This window comes from Pseudomonas sp. 10C3 (assembly GCF_036346185.1).
Classification (GTDB): Bacteria; Pseudomonadota; Gammaproteobacteria; order Pseudomonadales; family Pseudomonadaceae; genus Aquipseudomonas.
In genome coordinates, this window is the sequence record NZ_JASJVE010000029.1 from 1 (window position 1) to 22,691 (window position 22,691).

General features: G+C 56.6%; 16 protein-coding genes and 1 pseudogene. 14 read left to right on the top strand and 3 right to left on the bottom strand.

What is annotated here, in order from left to right:
* From QN399_RS22320 to QN399_RS22360, 9 genes and pseudogenes are all read left to right on the top strand, one after another.
* Window positions 1–240 (top strand): annotated as a pseudogene (locus QN399_RS22320) (hypothetical protein); the annotation flags it as partial.
* Between the two features lie 114 nt (window positions 241–354).
* Window positions 355–1,956 carry an ABC transporter substrate-binding protein gene (locus tag QN399_RS22325; RefSeq protein ID WP_330201683.1) on the top strand — a complete coding sequence of 534 codons (1,602 nt, stop codon included), beginning with the start codon at window positions 355–357 and terminating at the stop codon, window positions 1,954–1,956.
* A 270-nt stretch (window positions 1,957–2,226) separates the two neighbouring features.
* A complete protein-coding gene (locus QN399_RS22330) occupies window positions 2,227–3,852 on the top strand; it encodes an ABC transporter substrate-binding protein (RefSeq protein ID WP_322278190.1) in 1,626 nt (541 codons plus the stop codon).
* 426 nt (window positions 3,853–4,278) lie between these two features.
* Entirely contained in the window at window positions 4,279–5,655 is a 1,377-nt protein-coding gene (locus QN399_RS22335) for an OprD family porin (protein WP_322278189.1), read from the top strand.
* A 92-nt stretch (window positions 5,656–5,747) separates the two neighbouring features.
* A complete protein-coding gene (locus tag QN399_RS22340) occupies window positions 5,748–7,343 on the top strand; it encodes an ABC transporter substrate-binding protein (protein WP_322278187.1) in 1,596 nt (531 codons plus the stop codon).
* A gap of 75 nt (window positions 7,344–7,418) precedes the next feature.
* Window positions 7,419–8,429 carry an ABC transporter permease subunit gene (locus QN399_RS22345; protein ID WP_322278185.1) on the top strand — a complete coding sequence of 337 codons (1,011 nt, stop codon included), beginning with the start codon at window positions 7,419–7,421 and terminating at the stop codon, window positions 8,427–8,429.
* Window positions 8,430–8,439: 10 nt separating this feature from the next.
* Window positions 8,440–9,351: an ABC transporter permease subunit gene (locus tag QN399_RS22350; protein ID WP_322278183.1), complete on the top strand. Its 912-nt coding sequence runs from the start codon at window positions 8,440–8,442 to the stop codon at window positions 9,349–9,351.
* Window positions 9,352–9,361: 10 nt separating this feature from the next.
* On the top strand, window positions 9,362–10,333 hold the full coding sequence (locus QN399_RS22355; protein WP_322278181.1) for an ABC transporter ATP-binding protein: 972 nt from the start codon (window positions 9,362–9,364) through the stop codon (window positions 10,331–10,333).
* Window positions 10,330–11,301 (top strand): peptide ABC transporter ATP-binding protein, encoded by a 972-nt coding sequence (locus tag QN399_RS22360; RefSeq protein WP_322278179.1) that lies wholly within the window; start codon window positions 10,330–10,332, stop codon window positions 11,299–11,301. Before QN399_RS22355 ends, QN399_RS22360 begins: the two co-directional genes overlap by 4 nt.
* 71 nt (window positions 11,302–11,372) lie before the next feature.
* Here the strand turns inward: QN399_RS22360 and QN399_RS22365 are convergent, their stop codons facing one another.
* The gene (locus QN399_RS22365; RefSeq protein WP_330201684.1) at window positions 11,373–13,754 is read right to left on the bottom strand and encodes a sulfite reductase flavoprotein subunit alpha; all 2,382 of its coding nucleotides are present in this window, start codon (window positions 13,752–13,754) and stop codon (window positions 11,373–11,375) included.
* 117 nt (window positions 13,755–13,871) lie between these two features.
* On the bottom strand, window positions 13,872–16,127 hold the full coding sequence (locus QN399_RS22370) for a TonB-dependent siderophore receptor (RefSeq protein WP_322278173.1): 2,256 nt from the start codon (window positions 16,125–16,127) through the stop codon (window positions 13,872–13,874).
* 111 nt (window positions 16,128–16,238) lie between these two features.
* On the opposite strand from QN399_RS22370, the gene QN399_RS22375 reads away from it, so the two are divergent.
* From QN399_RS22375 to QN399_RS22395, 5 genes are all read left to right on the top strand, one after another.
* On the top strand, window positions 16,239–16,919 hold the full coding sequence (locus tag QN399_RS22375) for a Fe2+-dependent dioxygenase (protein WP_322278171.1): 681 nt from the start codon (window positions 16,239–16,241) through the stop codon (window positions 16,917–16,919).
* 3 nt (window positions 16,920–16,922) lie between these two features.
* Window positions 16,923–17,693 (top strand): tetratricopeptide repeat protein, encoded by a 771-nt coding sequence (locus QN399_RS22380; RefSeq protein ID WP_323569331.1) that lies wholly within the window; start codon window positions 16,923–16,925, stop codon window positions 17,691–17,693.
* Window positions 17,694–17,897: 204 nt separating this feature from the next.
* Window positions 17,898–19,148, top strand: a complete 1,251-nt coding sequence (locus tag QN399_RS22385; RefSeq protein WP_323567048.1) for an alpha-xenorhabdolysin family binary toxin subunit A — start codon at window positions 17,898–17,900, stop codon at window positions 19,146–19,148.
* A gap of 1 nt (window position 19,149) precedes the next feature.
* A complete protein-coding gene (locus QN399_RS22390) occupies window positions 19,150–20,160 on the top strand; it encodes an alpha-xenorhabdolysin family binary toxin subunit B (RefSeq protein WP_322278164.1) in 1,011 nt (336 codons plus the stop codon).
* Between the two features lie 93 nt (window positions 20,161–20,253).
* Window positions 20,254–21,087, top strand: coding sequence for a hypothetical protein (locus tag QN399_RS22395; protein ID WP_322278162.1), 834 nt, complete (start codon window positions 20,254–20,256; stop codon window positions 21,085–21,087).
* A 69-nt stretch (window positions 21,088–21,156) separates the two neighbouring features.
* On the opposite strand, the gene QN399_RS22400 is transcribed toward QN399_RS22395, so the two are convergent.
* A complete protein-coding gene (locus QN399_RS22400; protein WP_322278159.1) occupies window positions 21,157–22,320 on the bottom strand; it encodes a type III PLP-dependent enzyme in 1,164 nt (387 codons plus the stop codon).
* Window positions 22,321–22,691: the final 371 nt, after the last annotated feature.

A 22,691-nucleotide genomic window follows, 5' to 3' on the forward strand; every position in this document is an offset into this window, starting at 1 on the left:
ACCCTGCCCAACCATCTCACCGAATGGGAGATCCGCCGCATCAAAAGCATGGGCCGCGCCGCCGTGCCCGAGGCGATGCAGGCTTGGTCGGCCTCGCTGCCAGAAGCCGAATGGGCCAAACCCAGCGAGAAGTTGCAGCGCATGAGCAAAATGGTCAAAGACCTGCGCCAGCAAGAGCCGCAGGTCTCGTTGATTCAGCATTTCGTTGAAGTGCAGATCGCTGAAGCGAAACGCGGATGACGCTTCGCGATTCTCGCCCCAAGGATGGCTTTTACGAACTCAGCGTTTATTGTGTCTATCCACATCGCCGCATGATTCCGGACGATGCGCTTGCATCACTTTCTCGAGGCCACTATGGACAAGACTGCCTTTAAACCACTGCTCCTCGCCGCCGTATTGCTGACCTGCACGCCTGTCGTCCAGGCCGCCAGCACCCTGGTGTACTGCTCGGAAGCCAGCCCTGCAGGTTTCGATCCAAGCCAATACACCAGTGGCACTGACTTCGATGCGTCGGCCGAAACCGTGTTCAATCGGTTGACGCAATTCGAGCGCGGCAGCACGGAAGTCGAACCTGGCCTGGCCACCCGCTGGGAGGTGTCCAGCGATGGCCTGAGTTACACCTTCCACCTGCGCGAAAACGTTAAATTCCACACCACCGATTACTTCACACCCACTCGGGATTTCAACGCCGACGATGTGTTGTTCACCTTTGATCGCCTGCTCGATCCGAATCATCCGTTTCGCAAGGCTTACCCGTCCGAGTCGCCGTACTTCAACGACATGGGCCTGAACACCACGATCAAGAGCGTCGACAAGGTTGATGAACACACCGTGCGTTTCAGCCTGAACAACGTCGATGCCGCCTTTATCCAGAATCTGGCCATGAGCTTCGCCTCGATCCAGTCCGCTGAATATGCCGCGCAGTTGCTCAAGGAAGGAAAGGCCGCCGACATCAATCAAAAGCCGATTGGCACGGGGCCTTTCGTGTTCAAGCGCTATCAAAAGGACTCGCAGATCCGCTACAGCGCCAACCCGACGTATTGGAAGCCGGAGGATGTGAAGCTCGACAATCTGGTGTTTTCTATCAACAGCGATGCCGCAGTGCGCCTGCAAAAACTCAAGACCGGCGAATGCCAGGTCAGCGGCTACCCGCGCCCGCAAGACATCGAGCTGATGGAAAAAGACCCGAACATTCAGGTGCTCAGCCAGCCCGGTTTCAACCTTGGTTTTCTCGCCTATAACGTCACTCACACACCGCTGGATCAGCTCAAGGTACGCCAGGCGCTGGACATGGCCATCGACAAGCCGGCGATCATCAAGGCGGTTTACCAGAGCGCCGGGCAACTCGCGCAAAACGCCCTGCCACCCAACCAGTGGAGTTATGACCCCACGATCAAGGATGCACCCTACAACCCAACCAAGGCCAGGCAACTGCTCAAGGAAGCAGGGATCGCGCCGGGCACCGAAATCAGCCTGTGGGCCATGACCGTACAGCGGGCGTCGAACCCCAATGCGCGAATGTCAGCGCAGATGATCCAGGCCGACTGGGCAAAAATCGGGATCAAGGCCAACATCGTCAGTTACGAATGGGGTGAGTACATCAAGCGCGCCAAGAATGGCGAGCACGACGTGATGATTTATGGCTGGACCGGCGACAACGGCGACCCTGACAACTGGCTCGGCGTGCTCTACAGCTGCGCGGCGGTCAACGGCAGCAACTTCGCCAAGTGGTGCGATCCGGCGTATGACACGCTGGTGCAGCAGGCCAAATTGAGCCGTGACCGCGCAGAGCGGATCAGGCTTTATCAGCAGGCTCAGCACATTCTCAAGGAGCAGGTGCCGATTACTCCGATTGCCAATTCCAAGGTATTTCAGCCACTGCGCAAAGAGGTGCAGAACTTCAAACTCAGCCCGTTTGGCCTGACTCCGTTCTATGGTGTCAGTCTGAATAAATAGCAATCAGTAACACTCTCGCGCTAACCGGGTGCATTTCACACGCCCGGCTGCCCTCCTGCGGTGCAGCGAACTCCTCTGAAAACAACCACGCAAACGATCAAATAGGCACGAACGTACATGAATGCGACATTCTTGTACGCTCGTACCACTGTTTGACGATTCCTTGGCGCCACCATCTTGCTTTGGGTACGGCCCCTGCATAAGTATCGGCAGGATCGACTCACGAGGTCGCACCCTCTATCTAAAAAATGACAACAACATGAGGCCACCATGCTCAAAAACGCGGTCATTCCGTTTCTACTCAGCGCAGGTTTGATTGCCAGCGCTCCCTTCGCCCAAGCCGCTACCAACCTGGTGTTTTGCTCCGAAGGCAGCCCGGCCGGTTTCGACCCAGGCCAATACACCACCGGCACCGACTTCGACGCGTCAGCCGAGACCATGTTCAACCGTCTGAGCCAGTTCGAGCGCGGGGGCACTGCGGTCATTCCAGGGTTGGCGACCAGTTGGGACATTTCTCCTGACGTCCTGACCTACACTTTCCATCTGCGCGACGGGGTGAAGTTCCACACCACGCCTTACTTCAAGCCGACGCGTGACTTCAATGCCGATGACGTGCTGTTCACGTTCAACCGCATGCTCAACAAAGACGATCCGTTCCGCAAAGCCTACCCGACCGAGTTCCCGTACTTCACCGACATGGGCATGGATACCAATATCGATAAGGTCGAGAAACTTGACGACCACACCGTCAAGTTCACGCTCAAGACTGTCGACGCTGCGTTCATCCAGAACATGGCCATGAGCTTCGCGTCCATTCAGTCCGCTGAATACGCCGCGCAGTTGCTCAAGGAAGGCAAGGCTCAGGACATCAACCAGAAGCCGATCGGCACCGGTCCGTTTGTGTTCAAGAGCTACCAAAAAGATTCGAACATCCGTTACACCGGCAACAAGGATTACTGGAAGCCTGAAGACGTCAAAGTCGACAACCTGATCTTCGCCATCACCACCGACCCGTCGGTGCGTATGCAGAAGCTCAAGAAAGGAGAATGCCAGATCACCCTGTTCCCGCGCCCAGCCGATCTTAAAGCGCTCGAAGCGGACAAAGAGCTGAAAATGCCGCACCAGGCAGGTTTCAACCTCGGCTACATCGCTTACAACGTCATGGACAAGATCAAGGGCAGCGACACGCCAAACCCGATGGCCCAGCTGAAAGTACGTCAAGCGCTGGACATGGCGGTGAACAAACAGCAGATCATCGATTCCGTGTATCAGGGTGCGGGCCAACTGGCCGTCAACGCCATGCCGCCGACTCAATGGTCGTATGACACCACCATCAAAGATGCGGGCTACAACCCTGAGAAAGCCAAAGCGCTGCTCAAGGAAGCCGGCGTTAAAGAAGGGACCGAGATCACCCTGTGGGCGATGCCGGTTCAGCGTCCGTATAACCCCAACGCCAAGTTGATGGCCGAGATGCTCCAGTCCGACTGGTCTAAGATCGGTATCAAGGCCAAGATCGTCACGTACGAATGGGGCGAGTACATCAAACGCGCCAAAGCGGGTGAAAACGGCGCGATGCTGATTGGCTGGAGCGGCGATAACGGTGACCCGGACAACTGGCTGGGCACCCTGTTCGGTTGCGACGCACTGAACGGCAACAACTTCTCGAAATGGTGTGACAAACCGTACGACGCCATCATCAAGCAAGCCAAGGCAACCCCGGATCAGGCCAAGCGCACCGAACTGTACAAACAGGCGCAACACCTCCTCAAAGACGCCGTGCCGATGACGCCTATCGCGCACTCCACCGTCTACCAACCTATGCGCAGCAACGTGCAGGACTTCAAGATCAGCCCATTTGCTCTGAACTCCTTTTACGGTGTGAGCGTTAGCAAGTAAGGGTGTTGTCACTGCGCTGTTGTACACGGCGCAGTGACATCCACTTCCGGGACTTATAGAAGCTCAGGTCAGTTGGGTAACTGCCGAATCGGCAGTTACCCACACTCTCTAGGTATATTTCCTACAAGTTCTGAAGCACTCGGGACTATTTACTGGACGGCCTGACGAACATACCTTCGAAGGCTTATGGCTTTGCTATTGGCGAACATAACTGAGTGATCAGAGCACACGTCTGGATCACGGATGTTCCGTCGTCGTTTGCTCGATATTCACGCTGGGGCGAGATCTTCGCTTCCGGCAACGCTATTCCGGCGATTTGATGCCTTGCGTGCACAGAGGCATTGAAGCGTGCGCTAGCCGTGTTCCATCAAGCCAGATCACCCATAAGACTGGCCCTTATAAAAGTAGTAAAGGGAGCTTCATATCGTGAGAAAGACCAGTACCGTTCTATTAGCCGTGTCCGTTACCACCTTGGGCGCCATGGCTCATGCAGAAAACGCCAGCCAGGCGTTCGTCCCGACAACGTTGAGTACCTCCAACGCTCAAGACGGCGCCAAAGGCTTTATCGAAGACCAGCATCTGACAGGATCCACCCGTAACTTCTACGCACGGGAACGCAGTACGCGCGAAGACCTCTTCAGCTATCAAAAAAACGGCCAAAAAGTTCCCACCAACCGTCGTGATACCTGGACCCAAGGCACCATCTTCAACTACACCTCGGGCTTCACCGAAGGCACGGTCGGGATTGGCACTGAAGTCGCCATTTACAACGAAGTCGCGCTTGAAGCGGGCCATGCGCGTATCGCCGGCGGCGGAAACCGTACCCTCACCGATAGCAACGGTGATGCCGTCGACCAATGGAGCAAAATGGGCCTGGGCAACGTCAAGGCGCGTATTTCCAACAGCACATTGACCGCCGGTCGCCAGTCCATGAACACGCCGGTCATTGCCTACATTGGCAACCGTGCGCTGCCTTCGAGCTTCAACGGTTTCAGCCTGCTCAGCGAAGAGTTCAACAACCTGTCATTTCAGGCGGGCAGTTTCGACCGCGTATCGCCGCGTACCGAACAGAGCATGACCCGATTCCGCTCCGAGTACGCCAGCAGCACCGCCACCGCCGACCGCCTGAGCATGGCCGGTGTTGACTACAAACCCTCCAAAGCCCTGACGGCCAGCTTCTACGCATCTGACCTGGAAGACTTCTGGAAGCAGTACTACGTCGGCATCACTCACGACCTGGGTGACACCTCGATCGTGGGCCTGACCACCGGGTTCAACTACTACAAAACCAAGGACTCAGGCCAAAGCAAACTCGGCGCGATCGACAACGACACCTTCAGCCTGTCGTTCACCGCGACTCACCTTGCGCACAGCCTGACCTTCGCGTACCAGGAAGTGGCCGGTAACGAGTACTTCGACTACGCCCACGAGACCAACGGTATTTTTCTGGCCAATTCCCTGCTCTCGGACTTCAACGGACCGAACGAAAAATCCTTCCAGATCGGTTACGTGCTGAACATGGCTGCGTACGGCGTACCAGGGCTGAAATTCAATGTGTACGAGGCTCGTGGCTGGGGCATCGACGGTACTCACTACACCGGCACTGCCTACGACGTGAAAAAGATGGACGGTGAGAAACACCAGGAATACGGGATCGGCACCAGCTACACCCTGCAGAATGGCCCCCTCAAGGACACCACTGTGCGCGCGACTTACACCACCCACCGCGCCAGTGAGAATCAAGTCGACGGCAGCCTGAACGAGTTGCGTCTGGTGACCACGATTCCATTCAACATTCTTTAAATCGTCGATAGCGCCTTGTGCGGCTGAAACCCGGAGCCCTCCGCAATCAGCCGCACAGGCCATCACCGCTCATGTGTTTACGGAGGGTCTATATGAAATTGCTTTCTCTACGAACCTCGATTGCGTTAGCTCTGCTCAGCGTCGCCGTCAGTGTTTCAGCCAAACCCCTGGTGGTCTGCACCGAGGCCAGCCCTGAAGGTTTCGATATTGTGCAGTACTCGACGGCCGTCACAGCCGACGCCTCGGCGGAAACTATCCTTGATCGACTGGTAGCGTTCATACCCGGCACCAGCGATACCGCACCGGGTCTGGCCGAACGTTGGGACATCAGCCCGGACGGCCTCAGCTATACCTTCCACTTGCGCCACGGGGTGAAATTCCAGACCACTGATTACTTCAAGCCGACGCGTGAGATGAATGCCGATGACGTCCTGTGGAGCTTCCAGCGTCAACTGGACCCGAAGCACCCATGGCATGATAAATCACTCCTCGGATTCCCCTATTTCGAGAGCATGGGTTTTAATGACCTGCTCAAAAGCGTCGAAAAACTCGACGACTACACCGTCAAGTTCGCCCTGTCCCGTCCTGAATCTCCTTTCCTGCGCGACTTGGCAATGCCCTTTACGTCGATCTACTCAGCCGAGTACGGCGATCAATTGCTCAAGGCCGGTAAAACCGGCGAGCTGAACAGCAAACCTATTGGCACCGGCCCGTTCATCCTGGTTCGCTACGCCAAAGACGCACAGGTCCGTTTTAAAGCCAACCCTGACTACTGGAAGGGGACTGTGCCCAGCGAAGCGCTGATTTTCGCCATCACGCTCGACAACAATACTCGCCTGCAAAAGCTCAAGGCTAACGAGTGCCAGATCGCGCTTTATCCAAAACCTGACGACATTGCCAGCATCAAGGCTGACCCCAATCTCAAGATTGACGAGATGGAAGCCATGATGACCAGTTACATTGCGATCAATACGTCACACCCTTATTTGAGCGATGTGCGGGTGCGTGAAGCGATCAATATGGCCTTCGACAAAAAAGCCTATATCAGAGCCTTGTTCGGTGAAGGCAAAGCCACCGAAGGGGTCAACCCGTATCCGCCAACGCTTCTCGGCTACGCTGCAGATATCCAGAATCCACCTCGTGATCTGGACAAGGCCCGCGCACTATTGAAAGAAGCCGGTGTCCCAAAAGGGCAGGTGTTCACCCTGTTCAGCCGTAACGGTGGTGCCGTCACCAACCCGAATCCGCTGGTCGGCGCTCAGATGCTGCAATCGGATCTGGCGCAGATAGGTATCAAGGTGGATATTCGCGTTCTGGAATGGGGCGAGATGCTTAAGCGCGCCAAGAACGGAGAACATGACATGGTGTTCGCCGGCTGGGCAGGTGACAACGGTGACCCGGACAATTTCCTGACACCGATCCTCAGTTGTGACGCCGCAAAAAATGGTGAAAATTACGCCCGTTGGTGCAACAAGGCATTCGAAGAAGCTATCTCCAAGGCACGCGCGACGACCGACCCCGCAGAACGAGCCGTACTCTACGAGCAAGCCCAGCACATTTTTCACCAGGAACAACCGTGGATAAGTTTGGCCCACCCCAAACTGTTTACGGCGATGCGCAAGAATGTCGAGGGCTATCACATCAGTCCGCTGACCAATAACAACTTCGCCACCACTCGGGTGAAGTAGATAAAAACACCGGTGCCGCTCGTAACCCGAGCTTCACCGGGGCACGCCTAACCGGCTGATGAGGTACACCAGAAGATGTTTAGTTTTATTGCCCGCCGCGTGGGATTGTTGATACCCACCTTCTTCGGCATCACCCTGCTGACCTTTGCCTTGATTCGCTTGATCCCGGGTGATCCGGTCGAAGTCATGATGGGGGAGCGCCGGGTCGATCCGGAAATGCACGCTCAAGCCATGGAACGTCTTGGCCTGAACAAACCCCTGTATGCGCAGTACCTCGATTACGTCGGCAAGCTCGCCCACGGCGATCTCGGCGAATCGTTGCGCACGCGCGAAAGCGTCTGGACGGAGTTCACCGCGCTGTTCCCCGCCACCCTGGAGCTGGCGACTACCGCGCTGATTTTCGCGGGCATCCTGGGCCTGCTGGCCGGGGTGATCGCGGCACTCAAGCGGGGATCCCTGTTCGACCATGGGGTCATGGGCATCTCCCTCGCGGGGTATTCGATGCCGATCTTCTGGTGGGGCCTGATCCTGATCATGTTCTTCTCGGTATCGCTGGGCTGGACCCCCGTGTCCGGGCGCATCGACCTGCTGTACGACATACCGCCGAGAACCGGCTTCATGCTGATCGATACGTTGCTCAGTGATGAAGCAGGCTCCTTCCTAGATGCCCTGCATCACTTGATTCTGCCGGCCATCGTGCTGGGCACCATCCCCTTGGCGGTGATCGCCCGGATGACTCGCTCTTCGATGCTCGAAGTGCTGCGTGAAGACTATGTGCGTACCGCCCGGGCCAAAGGCCTGTCGCCGGCGCGGGTAGTGTTCGTTCACGGCCTGCGTAATGCGCTGATCCCGGTACTGACTGTATTCGGTCTGCAAGTCGGCACACTGCTGGCGGGTGCGGTACTGACCGAAACGATTTTCTCCTGGCCCGGTATCGGCAAGTGGCTGATCGAAGCCATTGGCGCCCGGGACTATCCCGTGGTGCAAAACGGCATCCTGTTAATCGCCTGCCTGGTGATTCTGGTCAACTTCGTGGTGGACATCCTCTACGGCTTTGCCAACCCACGCATCCGTCACCAGCGCTGAGATCATCCTAATGAGCACACCTACTCCCGTGGTAGCAGTCGATCAAAGCCTGCTGTACCCCTCGCCGTACAAAGAATTCTGGCAAGCATTTGCGCAAAACAAAGGCGCCGTTGCCGGTCTGATATTCATGACCTTGATCGTGTTCTGTGCCCTTTTCGCCCCGTGGGTCGCGCCCCATGACCCCACCGAGCAATACCGCGACTTCCTGCTGACCCCACCGGTCTGGCTCGCAGGCGGCCAATGGCAATTCCTGCTCGGCACCGATGAATTGGGCCGCGACCTGCTGTCGCGTCTGATCACAGGCTCGCGCCTATCGCTGCTGATCGGTTTGTCCTCGGTGGTCATGTCATTGATTCCGGGGATTCTGATGGGCCTGCTCGCCGGGTTCTTCCCGCGTATTCTCGGCCCGTCGATCATGCGCCTGATGGACGTCATGCTGGCCCTGCCATCGCTGCTGCTGGCTGTAGCCATTGTCGCCATCCTCGGCCCTGGCCTGATCAACACCATCATCGCAATTGCTGTCGTGTCCCTGCCTTCGTACGTGCGCCTGACCCGTGCCGCAGTGATGGGCGAACTGAACCGCGACTACGTCACTGCTGCCCGTCTGGCCGGTGCCAATCTGCCGCGCTTGATGTTCATCACCGTGCTGCCTAACTGCATGGCGCCGCTGATCGTACAAGCGACCTTGAGCTTTTCCTCGGCGATTCTCGATGCCGCGGCTCTGGGCTTCCTTGGCCTGGGCGTGCAACCGCCAACCCCTGAATGGGGAACCATGCTGGCGTCGGCCCGTGACTACATCGAACGCGCCTGGTGGGTCGTAAGTCTGCCCGGTCTGACCATTTTGCTCAGCGTGCTGGCAATCAACCTGATGGGTGACGGACTGCGCGACGCGCTGGACCCGAAACTCAAGAATGCCGCCTGAGGAGATTCGTATGTCACTTTTAGAAATCAAGAATCTCAACGTTCGCTTCGGCGACGCCAAGGCCGTGCCGGTTGTCGACGGCCTGGACCTCAGCGTGGAAAAAGGCGAAGTACTGGCCATTGTCGGCGAATCGGGTTCCGGTAAATCGGTCACCATGATGGCGCTGATGAGCTTGATCGATCCACCCGGCGTGGTCTCTGCCGATTCCCTGAGCTTCGATGGCCAGGAACTGCTCAAGCTCAGTGCTCGTCAGCGTCGACGGATCATCGGCAAAGACATGGCGATGGTCTTCCAGGACCCGATGACCGCACTCAACCCCAGCTATACCGTGGGTTTCCAGATCGAGGAAGTGTTGCGCCAGCACTTGAACATGTCTGGCAAAGCCGCACGCCAACGCGCACTGGAACTGCTGGAGAAAGTAGAGATCCCCGGCGCTGCTGCTCGCTTGCACGCCTACCCGCACCAACTGTCCGGCGGCATGAGCCAGCGTGTGGCGATTGCCATGGCGATTGCCGGCGAGCCGAAACTGCTGATCGCCGATGAACCGACCACGGCGCTGGACGTGACCATTCAGGCACAAATCATGGACCTGCTGCTGAGCCTGCAAAAAGAGCAGGATATGGCACTGGTGCTGATCACCCACGACCTGGCGGTAGTCGCCGAAACGGCCCAGCGCGTGTGCGTGATGTACGCGGGGCAAGCCGTTGAAATCGGTCAGGTGCCGGGGTTGTTCGACGTCCCCGCTCACCCTTACAGCGAAGCCTTGCTGGCCGCGATCCCCGAACACAGCATGGGCGCAGAACGTCTGGCGACACTGCCCGGCATGGTGCCAGGACGTTATGACCGACCACAGGGCTGCCTGCTGTCACCGCGCTGCCCCTACGTGCAAGACAACTGCCGGACACAGCGTCCAGGCCTGGACTCGAAAGCCCATAGCCTTGCCCGCTGTTTTTACCCGCTGAATCAGGAGCTGGTGTTATGAGCGTCGTTCTTACCGCCCGCGACCTTACCCGTCACTACGAAGTATCCCTTGGCCTGTTCAAAGGGCACGCTCTGGTTCGCGCCCTTAACGGCGTGTCCTTCGAGCTGGAAGCTGGCAAGACCCTGGCGGTGGTCGGCGAATCGGGCTGTGGCAAGTCCACCCTGGCGCGCGCCCTGACCCTGATCGAAGAGCCCTCCTCCGGCTCGCTGAAAATCGCCGGGCAAGAAGTTACCGGTGCCAGCAAAGCCGAACGCAAACAGATGCGACGCGACGTGCAGATGGTGTTCCAGAGCCCTTATGCATCGCTTAATCCACGGCAGAAAATCGGTGATCAGTTGGGCGAGCCGTTGCTGATCAACACCAACCTGACCCGTGCCGAGCGCCGGGAAAAAGTCCAGGCGATGATGCAACAGGTCGGGCTGCGACCCGAGCATTATCAGCGTTACCCGCACATGTTCTCTGGCGGTCAGCGCCAACGTATCGCCCTGGCGCGCGCCATGATGCTGCAACCCAAGGTGTTGGTGGCGGATGAACCGACCTCCGCGCTGGACGTTTCGATTCAGGCGCAGGTACTCAACCTGTTCATGGATTTGCAGAAGGAGTTCAATACCGCTTACGTGTTCATCTCCCACAACCTGTCGGTGGTGCGTCACGTGGCCGACACGGTACTGGTGATGTACCTCGGACGTCCGGCGGAGATGGGACCCAAGGAAGAAATTTATAACCGGCCACTGCACCCTTATACCCAGGCACTGCTGTCGGCGACCCCGACTATCCACCCGGACCCGCTGAAGCCGAAGATCAAAATCATCGGTGAACTGCCCAACCCGCTCAACCCGCCAAGCGGCTGCGCCTTCCACAAGCGTTGCCCCTACGCGACCGAGCGCTGCACTATCGAAGAGCCAGCCCTGCGTCTGCTGGACAACCGCCAGGTTGCCTGCCATCACGCAGAACAGTTCATCGTGTGACGGACTGAAGGCGGTGTGTCAACCACACCGCCTTCGCGAACGTTTGACGCGGTGTGTCTGACACACCGCGCTCAATACACATCCCGTCGATAACGCCCCTGCTCGACTAAACTCGCGACCTCTAGCGCCCCTAGCACGTCGACCAGTACATCTTCGACACCCATTGCCATGCCTTGCAGGCTGCCGCAGATATAAATGACCGCGCCTTCAGCCATCCACTTGCGCAACTCATCCGCAGATTCACGCAAACGGTCCTGCACATAGATTTTCTCGGCCTGATCGCGAGAAAACGCCAGGTCCAGTCGTGCCAGATCACCTGCCGCCAACCAACCTTGCAGCTCCTCTCGGCAATTAAAGTCGTGGGCGATATTGCGCTCGCCGAACAACAGCCAGTTGCGTTGCTGTCCTTGGGCAATGCGCGCTTTAAGCAAACTGCGCAACCCCGCCAGACCCGTGCCGTTGCCCAGCAGGATCATCGGCACCGCCTCGCGTGGCAGATGAAAGCTGCTGTTTCGTCTTAGACGCAGACTGATGGACGCGCTGAGCGTGGCCTGCTCAGTCAGCCAGCCTGAACCCAGCCCAAGGCGGCCATCTGCATGCACTTCCTGACGAACGATGAGCTGCAGGCTGCCGTCCGCCGGAATCGACGCGATGGAATATTCGCGTACGACAGCACTGTCAGGCGGCAGCACTTCGACCAGGTCCCCAGCGTCCCACTCCTGCGCAGTCGGTGGCGTCAGGCTCAGCAAAAACACCTTCGAACCTCCACTGCCGGGGTTCAGCCACTCACGTCGGCTCAATGTCCAATGGCTGAACGCCGGTGCCTGCCAAGCCATCGACGGCGCGCTACCGGTCAATTCCCCGAGCTGCCGTTGCCACTGCTGCAGCGCGACGCTGTCAGCACTGTCGACTTCAATCGGCGCGAACAGCGTGTTACCGCCGCGCTCGGCCAGCCAGCCGTGCAAGCGTCTGGCGAAGCCGCAGAAATGCTGATACTGGCGGTCGCCCAGGGCCAGCACCGCGTAGTTCAGGTTACTCAGCGACAAGGGCTGGCCGAGCAACTTGCGCTCGAAGCCTCGAGCACTGTCGGGTGCCTCGCCGTCACCAAAAGTGCTGACGACGAACAAGGCATTGTGGCTTTGCTTCAAATCCTGCGCCGTGATGTCCGCCAAGCGCTGTACACGCACCGGCAAGCCCGTCGCCTGTAGCTGCCCGGCTGTCTGCCACGCCAGCTGTTCAGCGAAACCGCTTTGGCTGGCGAAGCCGATCAGCCAGGCAGGCGCGTCGCTGGCCGTGCCGACATCTCGCATCAGTTGGCCACGCGCAGTTTTGATCTGGCGTTTCTTGCGCCGACGGTCTAGGTACAACAACCACCCGGTGATAAAAAAAAGCGGCATCATCAGCGATGCAACCGTCACCACCACGCGCCCGACGATCCCGAAATAACTGCCCACGTGCAGCGCATAATTGCTGATCAACACCTGCGCGGAGAGGCTCTTGTCGGCATAGCGGGATACGGCGCCGACCTTACCCGTGGCCGGGTCGAGGGTGATCTGGTTCAGGGCTCGTGGGTGCGGCGAATCCTTGAGCAGGTAATAGACCGTCGCTGCCTGCCCCGCCACAGGGGGCAGTCGCAGGTTCCAGCTGCTCAGTTCAGGGCCTGCGACGCTTTGAATACTGGTCCACACCGCAGGGTAGTCAACCATCGGCAACGGACCTTCTGCTGCCGGCTGCCCACGACTTGGGCGACCGCCGCCGCCCTTGCGCTGCTCGCCAGCGGGCGCGTCGCCCAGCAGTTTAGTCACACCGTTGCTGTACCAGTCGTAGGACCACATCAGGCCAGTCAGCGCTGACACCAGATAGAACACCAGGCACCACGTGCCAAAAACCGAGTGCAAATCCCATTTGAAACCTCGGCCTTTTTTTGCCCAGTCCAGGGTCAACCAAATGCGCCAGTTCAAGGCTCTGCGCGGCCAACGCATATAAAGACCAGACAGACAGAAAAACACCAGAATCAAGGTGCTGGCAGCGGTGACCTGCTTACCGAACTCGCCCAACACCAGGCTACGGTGCAACTGCAGATTCAGACCGAAAAAATCCTGCCCGAAGACCTCTCCCTGCAATTGGCCGGTGTAGGGGTCGAAGTACTTCAGCTCGCCACGACGCTCCCCCGGCGGCGGCGTAAATGCCACCCGTGCAGCCTTGTCACTGTCGGCATCGACCCACAGCGAAGCGACCACCTTGCCCGTCTGAGCCTCAAGTTTGCTGACCAGTTCAACCGGCGATAAAACCCCTGAGACGCGTTGCTCCACGCGTAACTGACTCGGGTTGAGCGCCTCCAATAGCTCGTCCTGAAACGAGTTGATCGCCCCCGAAACACCCATCAAGGCCAGGACCAGTCCGGCGCTGATACCAAAGAACCAGTGCACCTGAAACAGGTTTTTTTTCAACACCGTGGCTTACCTCACTCAACCGCTGCGGCACATCACGCGCCCAGGCAGCATGCATTCTCGATTGCACAGGCAAGCGCCCGGGTCACGTAAATGAACCGGGCGTTGAATGACCATGGCTTAGAAGTGGAAATTGACACCCATCAGCGCGGTACGACCGGCCGCAACGTGCGCGTAGTGGGTCTGGAACACCTGATCGAAATAACGCTTGTCGGTCAGGTTCTGCACGTTGAGCTGCAAGTCGACGTTCTTGGTCAGGCGATAGGTCGCCATCGCGTCATAGCGCCAGTAGGACGGGACTTCCACCGAGTTGGCTTCGTTGCCGAAACGTGAATCGACGAAGGTGGCTCCAGCGCCGAGGGTCAGTTTCGGCATCACGTCATAGGTCGACCACAGATTGAAACTGTTACGCGGGGTGCTTGGCATGTGATTGCCCTGGTCCGCCGCAAGGGTGGTTTTGACCAGTTCGCTTTCCATGTAGGTGTAGCCGCCGTAGACCTTCCACTTGCGGGTGATGTTGCCGGCGTAAGTGAACTCCAAACCATCGACGCGCTGTTCGCCATCCAGGACCTGGACGGTCGCGTTATCCGGGTCGTTGATGCGGGCGTTGGTTTTTTCGGTGCGGAACAGCGCAGCGGTTAACGACAGGTCATCGTTAAAGAAGTCCCACTTGGTGCCCACCTCATAGCTGCGGTTCTTTTCTGGCTCGAGATCGGCGTTGTTGGCGGCGATTTCCAGACCACCGTTACCGCTGGTTTCACCCGCCGGGTTGCTGGAGGTGGACCATGCCGCGTAAACGCTGCCGTTAGGCAGTGGCTTGAAAACCAGGCCAACCTGGTAGTTCAGCAGCCCGCTGGTTTTCTGCCGGGAAAAGGTGCCGGCAGACGTGGTGCGCCCGGCAGTCGCATACCCGCTGGACTCAACGTCGTAGTGGTCATAGCGCAGGCCTAGGTTGAGCGACCATTGTTCGTCGAACTTCAGGGTATCGAACACATACGCAGCGCTGGTTTTGGTGTCGGTATCGGTGAACGCCTGACTGTCCGTGATGGTCCCGTTCCACGCGTCACCGGGCGTCGGGTTGTACAGGCTGGTGCAATCGCCGGACGCCAGCAACGCCGATGAGCATGTCGATGCCATGGCGCCGCCGCTGGCGTTGAGCACGTTGTAGTTGCGGTTGTGGGTGTCCTGATAGCTGAACTCCAGCCCGGTCACCAGGCTGTGCTCAATGAAGCCACTGTTGAACCTGGCGCTCAGGTCCGTCTGGTTGACGAAGCCGCTGGAGGTCGAGTTACGGCTTTTGGCCGAGCGCGAAACGGTTCCGTTTGCCACGTTGCCACGGCTGTCGTCCGGATTAGTGACGATGTAGTCCAGGGTCGAGCGCGACATGCGGAAGCTGTTGGACACCGTCAGGCTGTCGTTCAGGTCGTGCTCGATCCTGATCGTACCGCTGTCGTTGGTGCTTTTGCGGTAATCGCGATCAGTCAGGCCATAGAAATTGTCCTTGCTGACGCTTGCGGGTTTGTCGACATTGTATTTGCTGCGGGCGGTACCGCTATTGGTCAACGGGATGCCGTAGTCCGGCATGTCATTGGTGTCCAGATGGTAGTAGTCGACCCTCACCCGGGTATCGGTGCCCAAGCCAAACGCGAAGGATGGCGCCACGCCCCAGCGGCTGACGTCCACAGCATCACGGCCAGCCACGTTGGCCTCGTGCTTCATCAGGTTCAGGCGGAACGCTGAGGTGTCGGTCATCTGCTGGTTGATGTCCAGCGTATAACGTTGGGTCTGGTCGGAGCCGAAGGTGTAGCCGCCGTTATAGGCGTCTCCCAAGTGGGCGCCCTTGGTGATCAGGTTCAAGCTGCCACCGGTAGAACCCGCTCCGGTGAACGCCGAGCCTGGACCCTTGCTCACTTCCACCGATTCGATGTTGAAGATTTCGCGGCTTTGCGCGGCGATGTCGCGCATACCGTCGATAAATACGTCGCTCTCGGCGTTGAAGCCGCGAATGATCGGCCGGTCGGCGGCGGGATTACCGCCCTCGCCTGCTCCAAAGGTGATGCCGGGCGTGGTGCGCAATGCATCGGCCAGACTGGTGGCCCCGGTGTCGCGGATGACTTGTTGCGGGATCACGGTGACGCTCTTCGGCGTCTCGCGCAATGGAGCGGTGTATTTCTTCGACGCGGAGTCGTCGGCCTTGTAAGCCGTGTCTGTCTGCTCGCCAGTGATAGTGGTGGCACCCAGAGCAACGGCCTTGTCCTCAGTACTCTCAGCCGCCTGAGCCATGTGGCCCACGGACATCGTAGCGATGGCCACGCCGACCGCTGAAGCCAGTGAACGCGACGAGTTGGCAGAAGATTTTAGTTGTTGGCACGACATGGTGAGTTCCTTCCCCAAGGAGTTAAGGCGAAGGAATATAGTGCAAACAGGTATTACTATCAATTGAGATAGATTATTATTCGCAATCTTTCTTCCTACAGGTTCTGCGGCATGCTCCTACATATTCCCGGCTTATTTTCTCGCGAAGAGGTGCTGCGCATCCGCAAGGCTCTGGAGCAGGCGGACTGGGCAGACGGTAAGGTCACTGCGGGCTACCAATCGGCCAAGGCCAAGCACAACTTGCAACTGCCCGAAGGCCACCCGTTGGCGATCGAGATCGGCTCCGCCCTGCTGGATCGACTGTGGGCCAATCCGCTGTTCATGTCGGCAGCCCTTCCGCGCAAGGTGTTTCCCCCGCTGCTTAACTGCTACACCGCCGGTGGCAGCTTTGATTTCCATATCGATAACGCTGTGCGTCAGGCCAAGGGCAGCCCGGAGCGGGTGCGTACCGACTTGTCGTCCACCCTGTTTTTCAGCGACCCTGATGAGTACGACGGCGGCGAGCTGGAAATTCAGGACACCTACGGCACCCGCCAGATCAAACTGCCTGCTGGCGATCTGCTGCTCTACCCCAGTACCAGCCTGCACAAAGTCAATGCGGTGACTCGCGGCGCGCGTTACGCCTCGTTCTTCTGGACGCAAAGCCTGGTTCGTGAAGACAGCCAGCGTGCCCTGCTGTTTGAAATGGACAATGCAATCCAGCAACTGACCCAGGACGTGCCCGATCATCCTTCACTGATCCAGTTGACCGGCACTTACCACAACCTGCTGCGCCGTTGGGTCGAGGTGTGAAGCATGACCTTCTCCCTGCTACGTGAAGAAACTGTGGACGGCGACCAGCTCAGCGCGATGCTGGTGCAAAACCCCGTACGCGCCGCACAAGCGATCCTCAGCGCGGCGAAAGCCAACTTCGTCGACGCTCAGGCGTTGCTGGGACAGATTCTGCTCGACGGCAATGGTATCGAGCGCGACCCGGAGCTGGCGGTGACCTGGTTTCAGATTGCGGCCAGAAACGGCCATGTCATGGCGCAGAACATGTTGGGGCGCTGCCATGAACATGGCTGGGGCTGCTGCGCCAGCCCGCTTAAAGCAGCCGCGTACTATCAAGCGGCCGCTGACGCCGGGCTGGACTGGGGGCTATATAACCTGGGCAACCTATTGGCCACCGGGCGTGGCGTTACCCAGGATCAGCAACGCGCGCTGGCCTGTTACCGCCAGGCAGCCGAATGGGGTCACGCCAAATCCATGAACCTGGTAGGCCGCTATCTCGAAGAAGGCTGCGTCTGTCCCGTTGACCTGCCAGCCGCCCATGAGTGGTATCGGTGTTCGGCCGAAGGCGGCGACTTTCGCGGCCAGTTCAGCCATGCCGCGATCCTTGCGGACAATGGGAAAGTCGACGAAGCCTTGCATTGGCTAAGCATCGCCCTGGAGAACGGCAATCTGAATTTTCTGCGTGTGAGCAGCACGACGCTATCAGGCGCGGCACATTCGGAAATAAGAGCGTTGGCGGTCAAGTACCGCGAACGGATAACGGCACGTGAAAACTCGCTGAAAGCACATAATTAAATAACACACTTCGCTCCCTATAATTACACTTACTCGATAACTACTTACTTCCTACATTCCACGCCCCTTTTTCCATTTTGACACCCCTGCGTGCACGCTCTACTCTCTTCATCAGCAACTAATCAACCCACGAAAGTATTCACAGTGCTCTGTCGAGACTCTCTCTACGAGCCTCATGGATAAACATCAAAAGGAATTAACAGTATGAGCAATGAAGCCCTGTCTTTAAACGGTATAACCGACGATGAACTGGATAAGCTAGCCGATAATGCCGCGACGATACCCGCCGAATTTGTTGGTGCCTCGACCGGCGCCATGAAGGGCGTCAATCGTCCTCCTGGCATCGTCGTGACCAAAGAGCAGATTATCAGTCTACGGCATTACGAATTGCAGGCACTGGCGCTGCCAACGACACTGCAGGACGTAAAAAACTATTTGAAATATGACACCGGTGACGGTGCCGACAACGGACTAGAGCCAGAAGACTTCCAGAAGAGTTTCCTGCTTATCCACAAGCATGCGCAACGCTGGGACCCGCTACGGACGCAACTTAAACTCGTGGGCGGTGAGCTCCGGCTATTTGCCAAAGACATGCAAGTGTACGGCGATTCCATGGAGAAGGTTAACGACGACATCGAGCAGATGAAGGTACTGAAGGAGTACTCCATCGAAACCCTTGAAGATGTGAAAAAGCTCGAACTCGATCTGGGGGAAAAATTTCCTGGCATCCTGCTCAATGAAGCGGACAAAAAAACCGCTTCGGACTTTTCCTTTTATCTGGGGCAAATCCTTGAAACGGTTGAGGCGCGCAAGAACGACGCCGAAGCGATTAAGAAACAACTGGACGATTTTAGCCGTGACTTGAGCATCTATGTGCTCCCCGAGATACAAAAAAAAGTACGTCTGATCGACACCAGCTCGCTCCCTGAATTGACCATGCAACTGACGGCCACCATTGAATTACGCGCCCAAGAAATTGACGAGCTCAATAAAGCCTATGGCGAAGGGGTCAAAAAGGCTATTACTACGGCGCTCGCCGGCGGTGGTTTGATCTTGGGTATCTATTTCGGAATCGAGGCGGACAATATACGTAAGCAGCGAAATGAGCTGATGAAAAAACAGGCACTCGATATTCAGGAGCTTCAGAAGAAGAACAACGTTCTCGGTTCATTAAGCCGTGTCAAATTCGACATGCAAGACTTACAAACCGTTGTATTGGACGCTGATGTCGCCACGCAAAATTTACGACACTCCTGGAACTCGGTTTATCAGTTTATCGAACGTTCTCATTTACACACGCAAAAAATCGATAATGCGTTGAGTGTTCGCCGTTTCATGACCCGTTTCCAACAAGTTATTGAACCGTGGTCTGATATCGAAAAAGAAGCTTCATTTCTGTTGGAAATATTTAACGACGCGGATGAAGAATACAAACGAATTTATGGAGAGCAATAAGATGACCACCACCAATAACGTCGTCACCCTCGGTGCCCATGCTAATTTTGCAGCGCCCGATATGCAGCAACTGACCGGCGCCGTGCGTGCAATCAGGGACTTGAGTGCCAACACCGACGTGCAGTTCCTGAAGGTCAGCTACTTGCCAAACCTGCACGACAAGTTCAAGCGCCTGACCGGAGACGTCTACGACAGTAATAGCCAGGTCCGCGAGTCTTCCCAGAAATTGATGCACCAGCTGATGGCCGCACTCAAGACCGTAAGACTCAATGAAACAGCGCCGGCCCCGTTAACCGACGAGCGTACGGCCGAAAGCATCGAGATGATCAGCGATACCCTTGATGTCGTGAAGTTAGAAGGTGGAAAACTGGAAGCCCGTCTAAGCGCAGTCAGTTGGCCGCTGGATCGTCAAAGTACTGACTCGTTTATCGCTGGCCTGACGGATGACATCACACGCATCACCCAGGACATTGATCAAGCCACCACCACGGTCGATAGGTTGAATGAGCAGCGTAAGGTGCTGACCGCGGGGATTGACGCGCTGGAAACCAAAGACATAACTGCATTCGGAAAAGATAGCATTCTGACTGCCGAGAAGGTGCTGGCTCTGGGGGTGACGCCGCCGGAAGTCGAACTCATCAAGCTAGCCTTGGAGCAGATGAAGAAACTGGTAGAAGAGATTGGAAAAGGTATTACTTTCTTCACTCTTGTCAAAGAACGCGATGCACTGGTAAGTAAAATCAACAGAACTCGCGACACCGACGCTCTAAAAAATAATGAAAAGCGACTCATGGAACAGCGCATCGAGTTTATCAACACGCTATACAGCATTGATGATCAACGAGTGCTATACGTTAATGAGGCCCGCAAGATCAATCTGTCGACCCAGCGGTTCATTGACACCCAGAGTGCCCACTCCGCATCCACTGAAGAACGTGTGGCCGTGTTTATCGAAGGCGCTGTTGCTTTCAGTGACTATTTAAACGTGATCGATAAATCGCCAACGCAATAAGTACGGCACGCCAGCGTGTATGGCTGGGCCGGGCACTGCGGTGAACGGGCCTGGCCTTGTTGTCAAGAGTATTGAACTGAGAAGGGGAAGTGTATGACCGTTTTCTTGATCAACGAGAGAGATATTGCTGGCCTGAATAATTATATGTATTTCTTGAGCGAGCTCCCCGAATACATTGAGTCGTTTAAAATAAACTTCGACCTGGTGAGTCCGAAAGACTATGGCACGTACATCGAACCTGCGCTCGACCATATCGTTCCACAAGCCACAAAGCTATCGAACCTCTGGACCATCAACCGTAAACCTCTGCAACAGCTTCATGGGGAACTGGACGACTCACTCAAAGCACTGATTGCATTTTCCGAACGGGTGTCCGCGCATGTGGGGCGACTCAGCAGCACGGGCAAGAGAAGTTCTATCGGACAAGACGGAGATGAAAATCTGCTGATCGACTTATTCGGTCCGTTGAAAAAAGAGCCGACCAACAGCGTGAACGATATCCTCCGGCAGTGCGCAGAGGAAATAAATCACTATCAGCATATCTTTGTCGAGAAAGGTTCTATCGCTTCCGAACTGGAGCGTTCGGCCTACAGCATTATCCCTCGCATCATTGATTTCATGAACAATCATATCAACGCGCATGGACACTCTGCGTCCTACCCTCCCGATCGGTTGGAAACGGCGAAGAGCCGAGTACTGTTGACAAAAAAACAGTACGAGCAGTATACGTCCTCCGCGTGTAATATGAAGGTTTACTGTTTTCGCATCAACTACCTGATCGCGAGAGCGCAGAACAAATTACCCCTGTTAAACAAGCATTCCACTTGGTCAAACTTTGATCTTTCCATGAGACTGATGTCGGCATCGCTCATGGAGATATTGACATTATCCAAGAGCATGGGGCGTTTGTTAATCATAAATATCTAACATGTAATAGCACACTTAAACGCATAAAAAAACCCATGACACGTCATGGGTTTTTTATTCCAGGAACGTTTACACGTAATAAGATTTCAATGGTGGGAAGCCATTGAACTCAACTGCGCTGTAGCTGGTGGTGTACGCGCCGGTGGACAACCAGTACAAGCGGTCGCCGATGGCCAGGTTCAGTGGCAGGCCATACTTGTAGTTCTCGTACATGATGTCGGCGCTGTCGCAGGTTGGGCCCGCGATGACCACTTCTTCCATCTCGCCATTCTTCTCGGTCCAGATCGGAAACTTGATGGCTTCGTCCATGGTTTCGATCAAGCCAGAGAACTTTCCCACGTCCGTGTAAACCCATCGCTCTACGGCGGTACGCGATTTACGTGCAACCAATACTACTTCGCTGACCAGAATACCGGCGTTGGCAATCAACGAACGGCCTGGCTCCAGAATGATTTCCGGCAAATCGTCGCCGAAGTCTTCCTTGAGGAAGCGGATGATTTCTTCCGCGTAGGTTTCCAGGCTGTTGGTACGGGTAATGTAGTTGGCCGGGAAGCCGCCCCCCATATTGATCAGCTTGAGAATGATGCCGTCTTCTTCTTTCAATCGCTCGAAGATTACTTTGACCTTGGCGATGGCTGCGTCCCACACACTGATGTCACGCTGCTGCGAACCTACGTGGAACGAGATGCCGTAAGGCACCAGGCCCAGTTCACGTGCGAGGATCAGAAGGTCCATGGCCATATCGGTCTGGCAACCGAACTTGCGGGACAATGGCCAGTCAGCCGTGGTCGAGCCTTCAGTGAGAATACGCACATAGACTTTCGAACCCGGCGCGGCCTTGGCAATGTTGCGCAGGTCGGCTTCAGAGTCGGTGGCATACAGACGCACGCCCTTCTCGTAGAAGTAGCGAATGTCTTTGGATTTCTTGATGGTGTTGCCGTAGCTGATCAGGTCTGGACCAACGCCCTGATTCATGACCTTGTCCAGCTCGTAGATCGAAGCGATATCGAAGTTCGAACCCTTGCTTTTGAGCAGGTCGATGATTTCCACCGCAGGGTTGGCTTTGACAGCGTAATAGATCTTGGCGAAATCAAAGCCTGCGCGCAGGTCGTCGTAGGCCTTGCTGATCATTTGGGTATCAATGACCACGAACGGGGTTTCATGCTTGTCGGCGAACGCTTTCATTTTGTTGAAGGTTTCGCGCTCAAAATAGTCTTCGACCTGGATCGTCATGCTGGGAACTCCTACTGGCAAACTAAATTAATCAATGGGTGCAAATGAACGTCCTCCGTGTGTATCCCCACTTTGGTTCGCCTACTTCCCAAGGCATGTCCGCCGAAAGCAAAAAAGGTCAACCGGGCCCTGAGGGCGTCTGGGTGACCTTGCTGTCTCGTCGTCAGTACTTGAGCCGGATGGATCGTTTCCAGCATGGACGTTCGGCGCGAACTTTAGGACTTGAGGCGCTTGAGATCAACAAAAAATGTCGCGTTTTTGCACACGTCCGTCGCCAGACGAGGATCACTGACTTATGTAACGGACCGATGTGACAGCCTGATGTTCCCCGAGCCGGGATTTTCAGGGGAACCGAATCGCCCAAAGTCGCG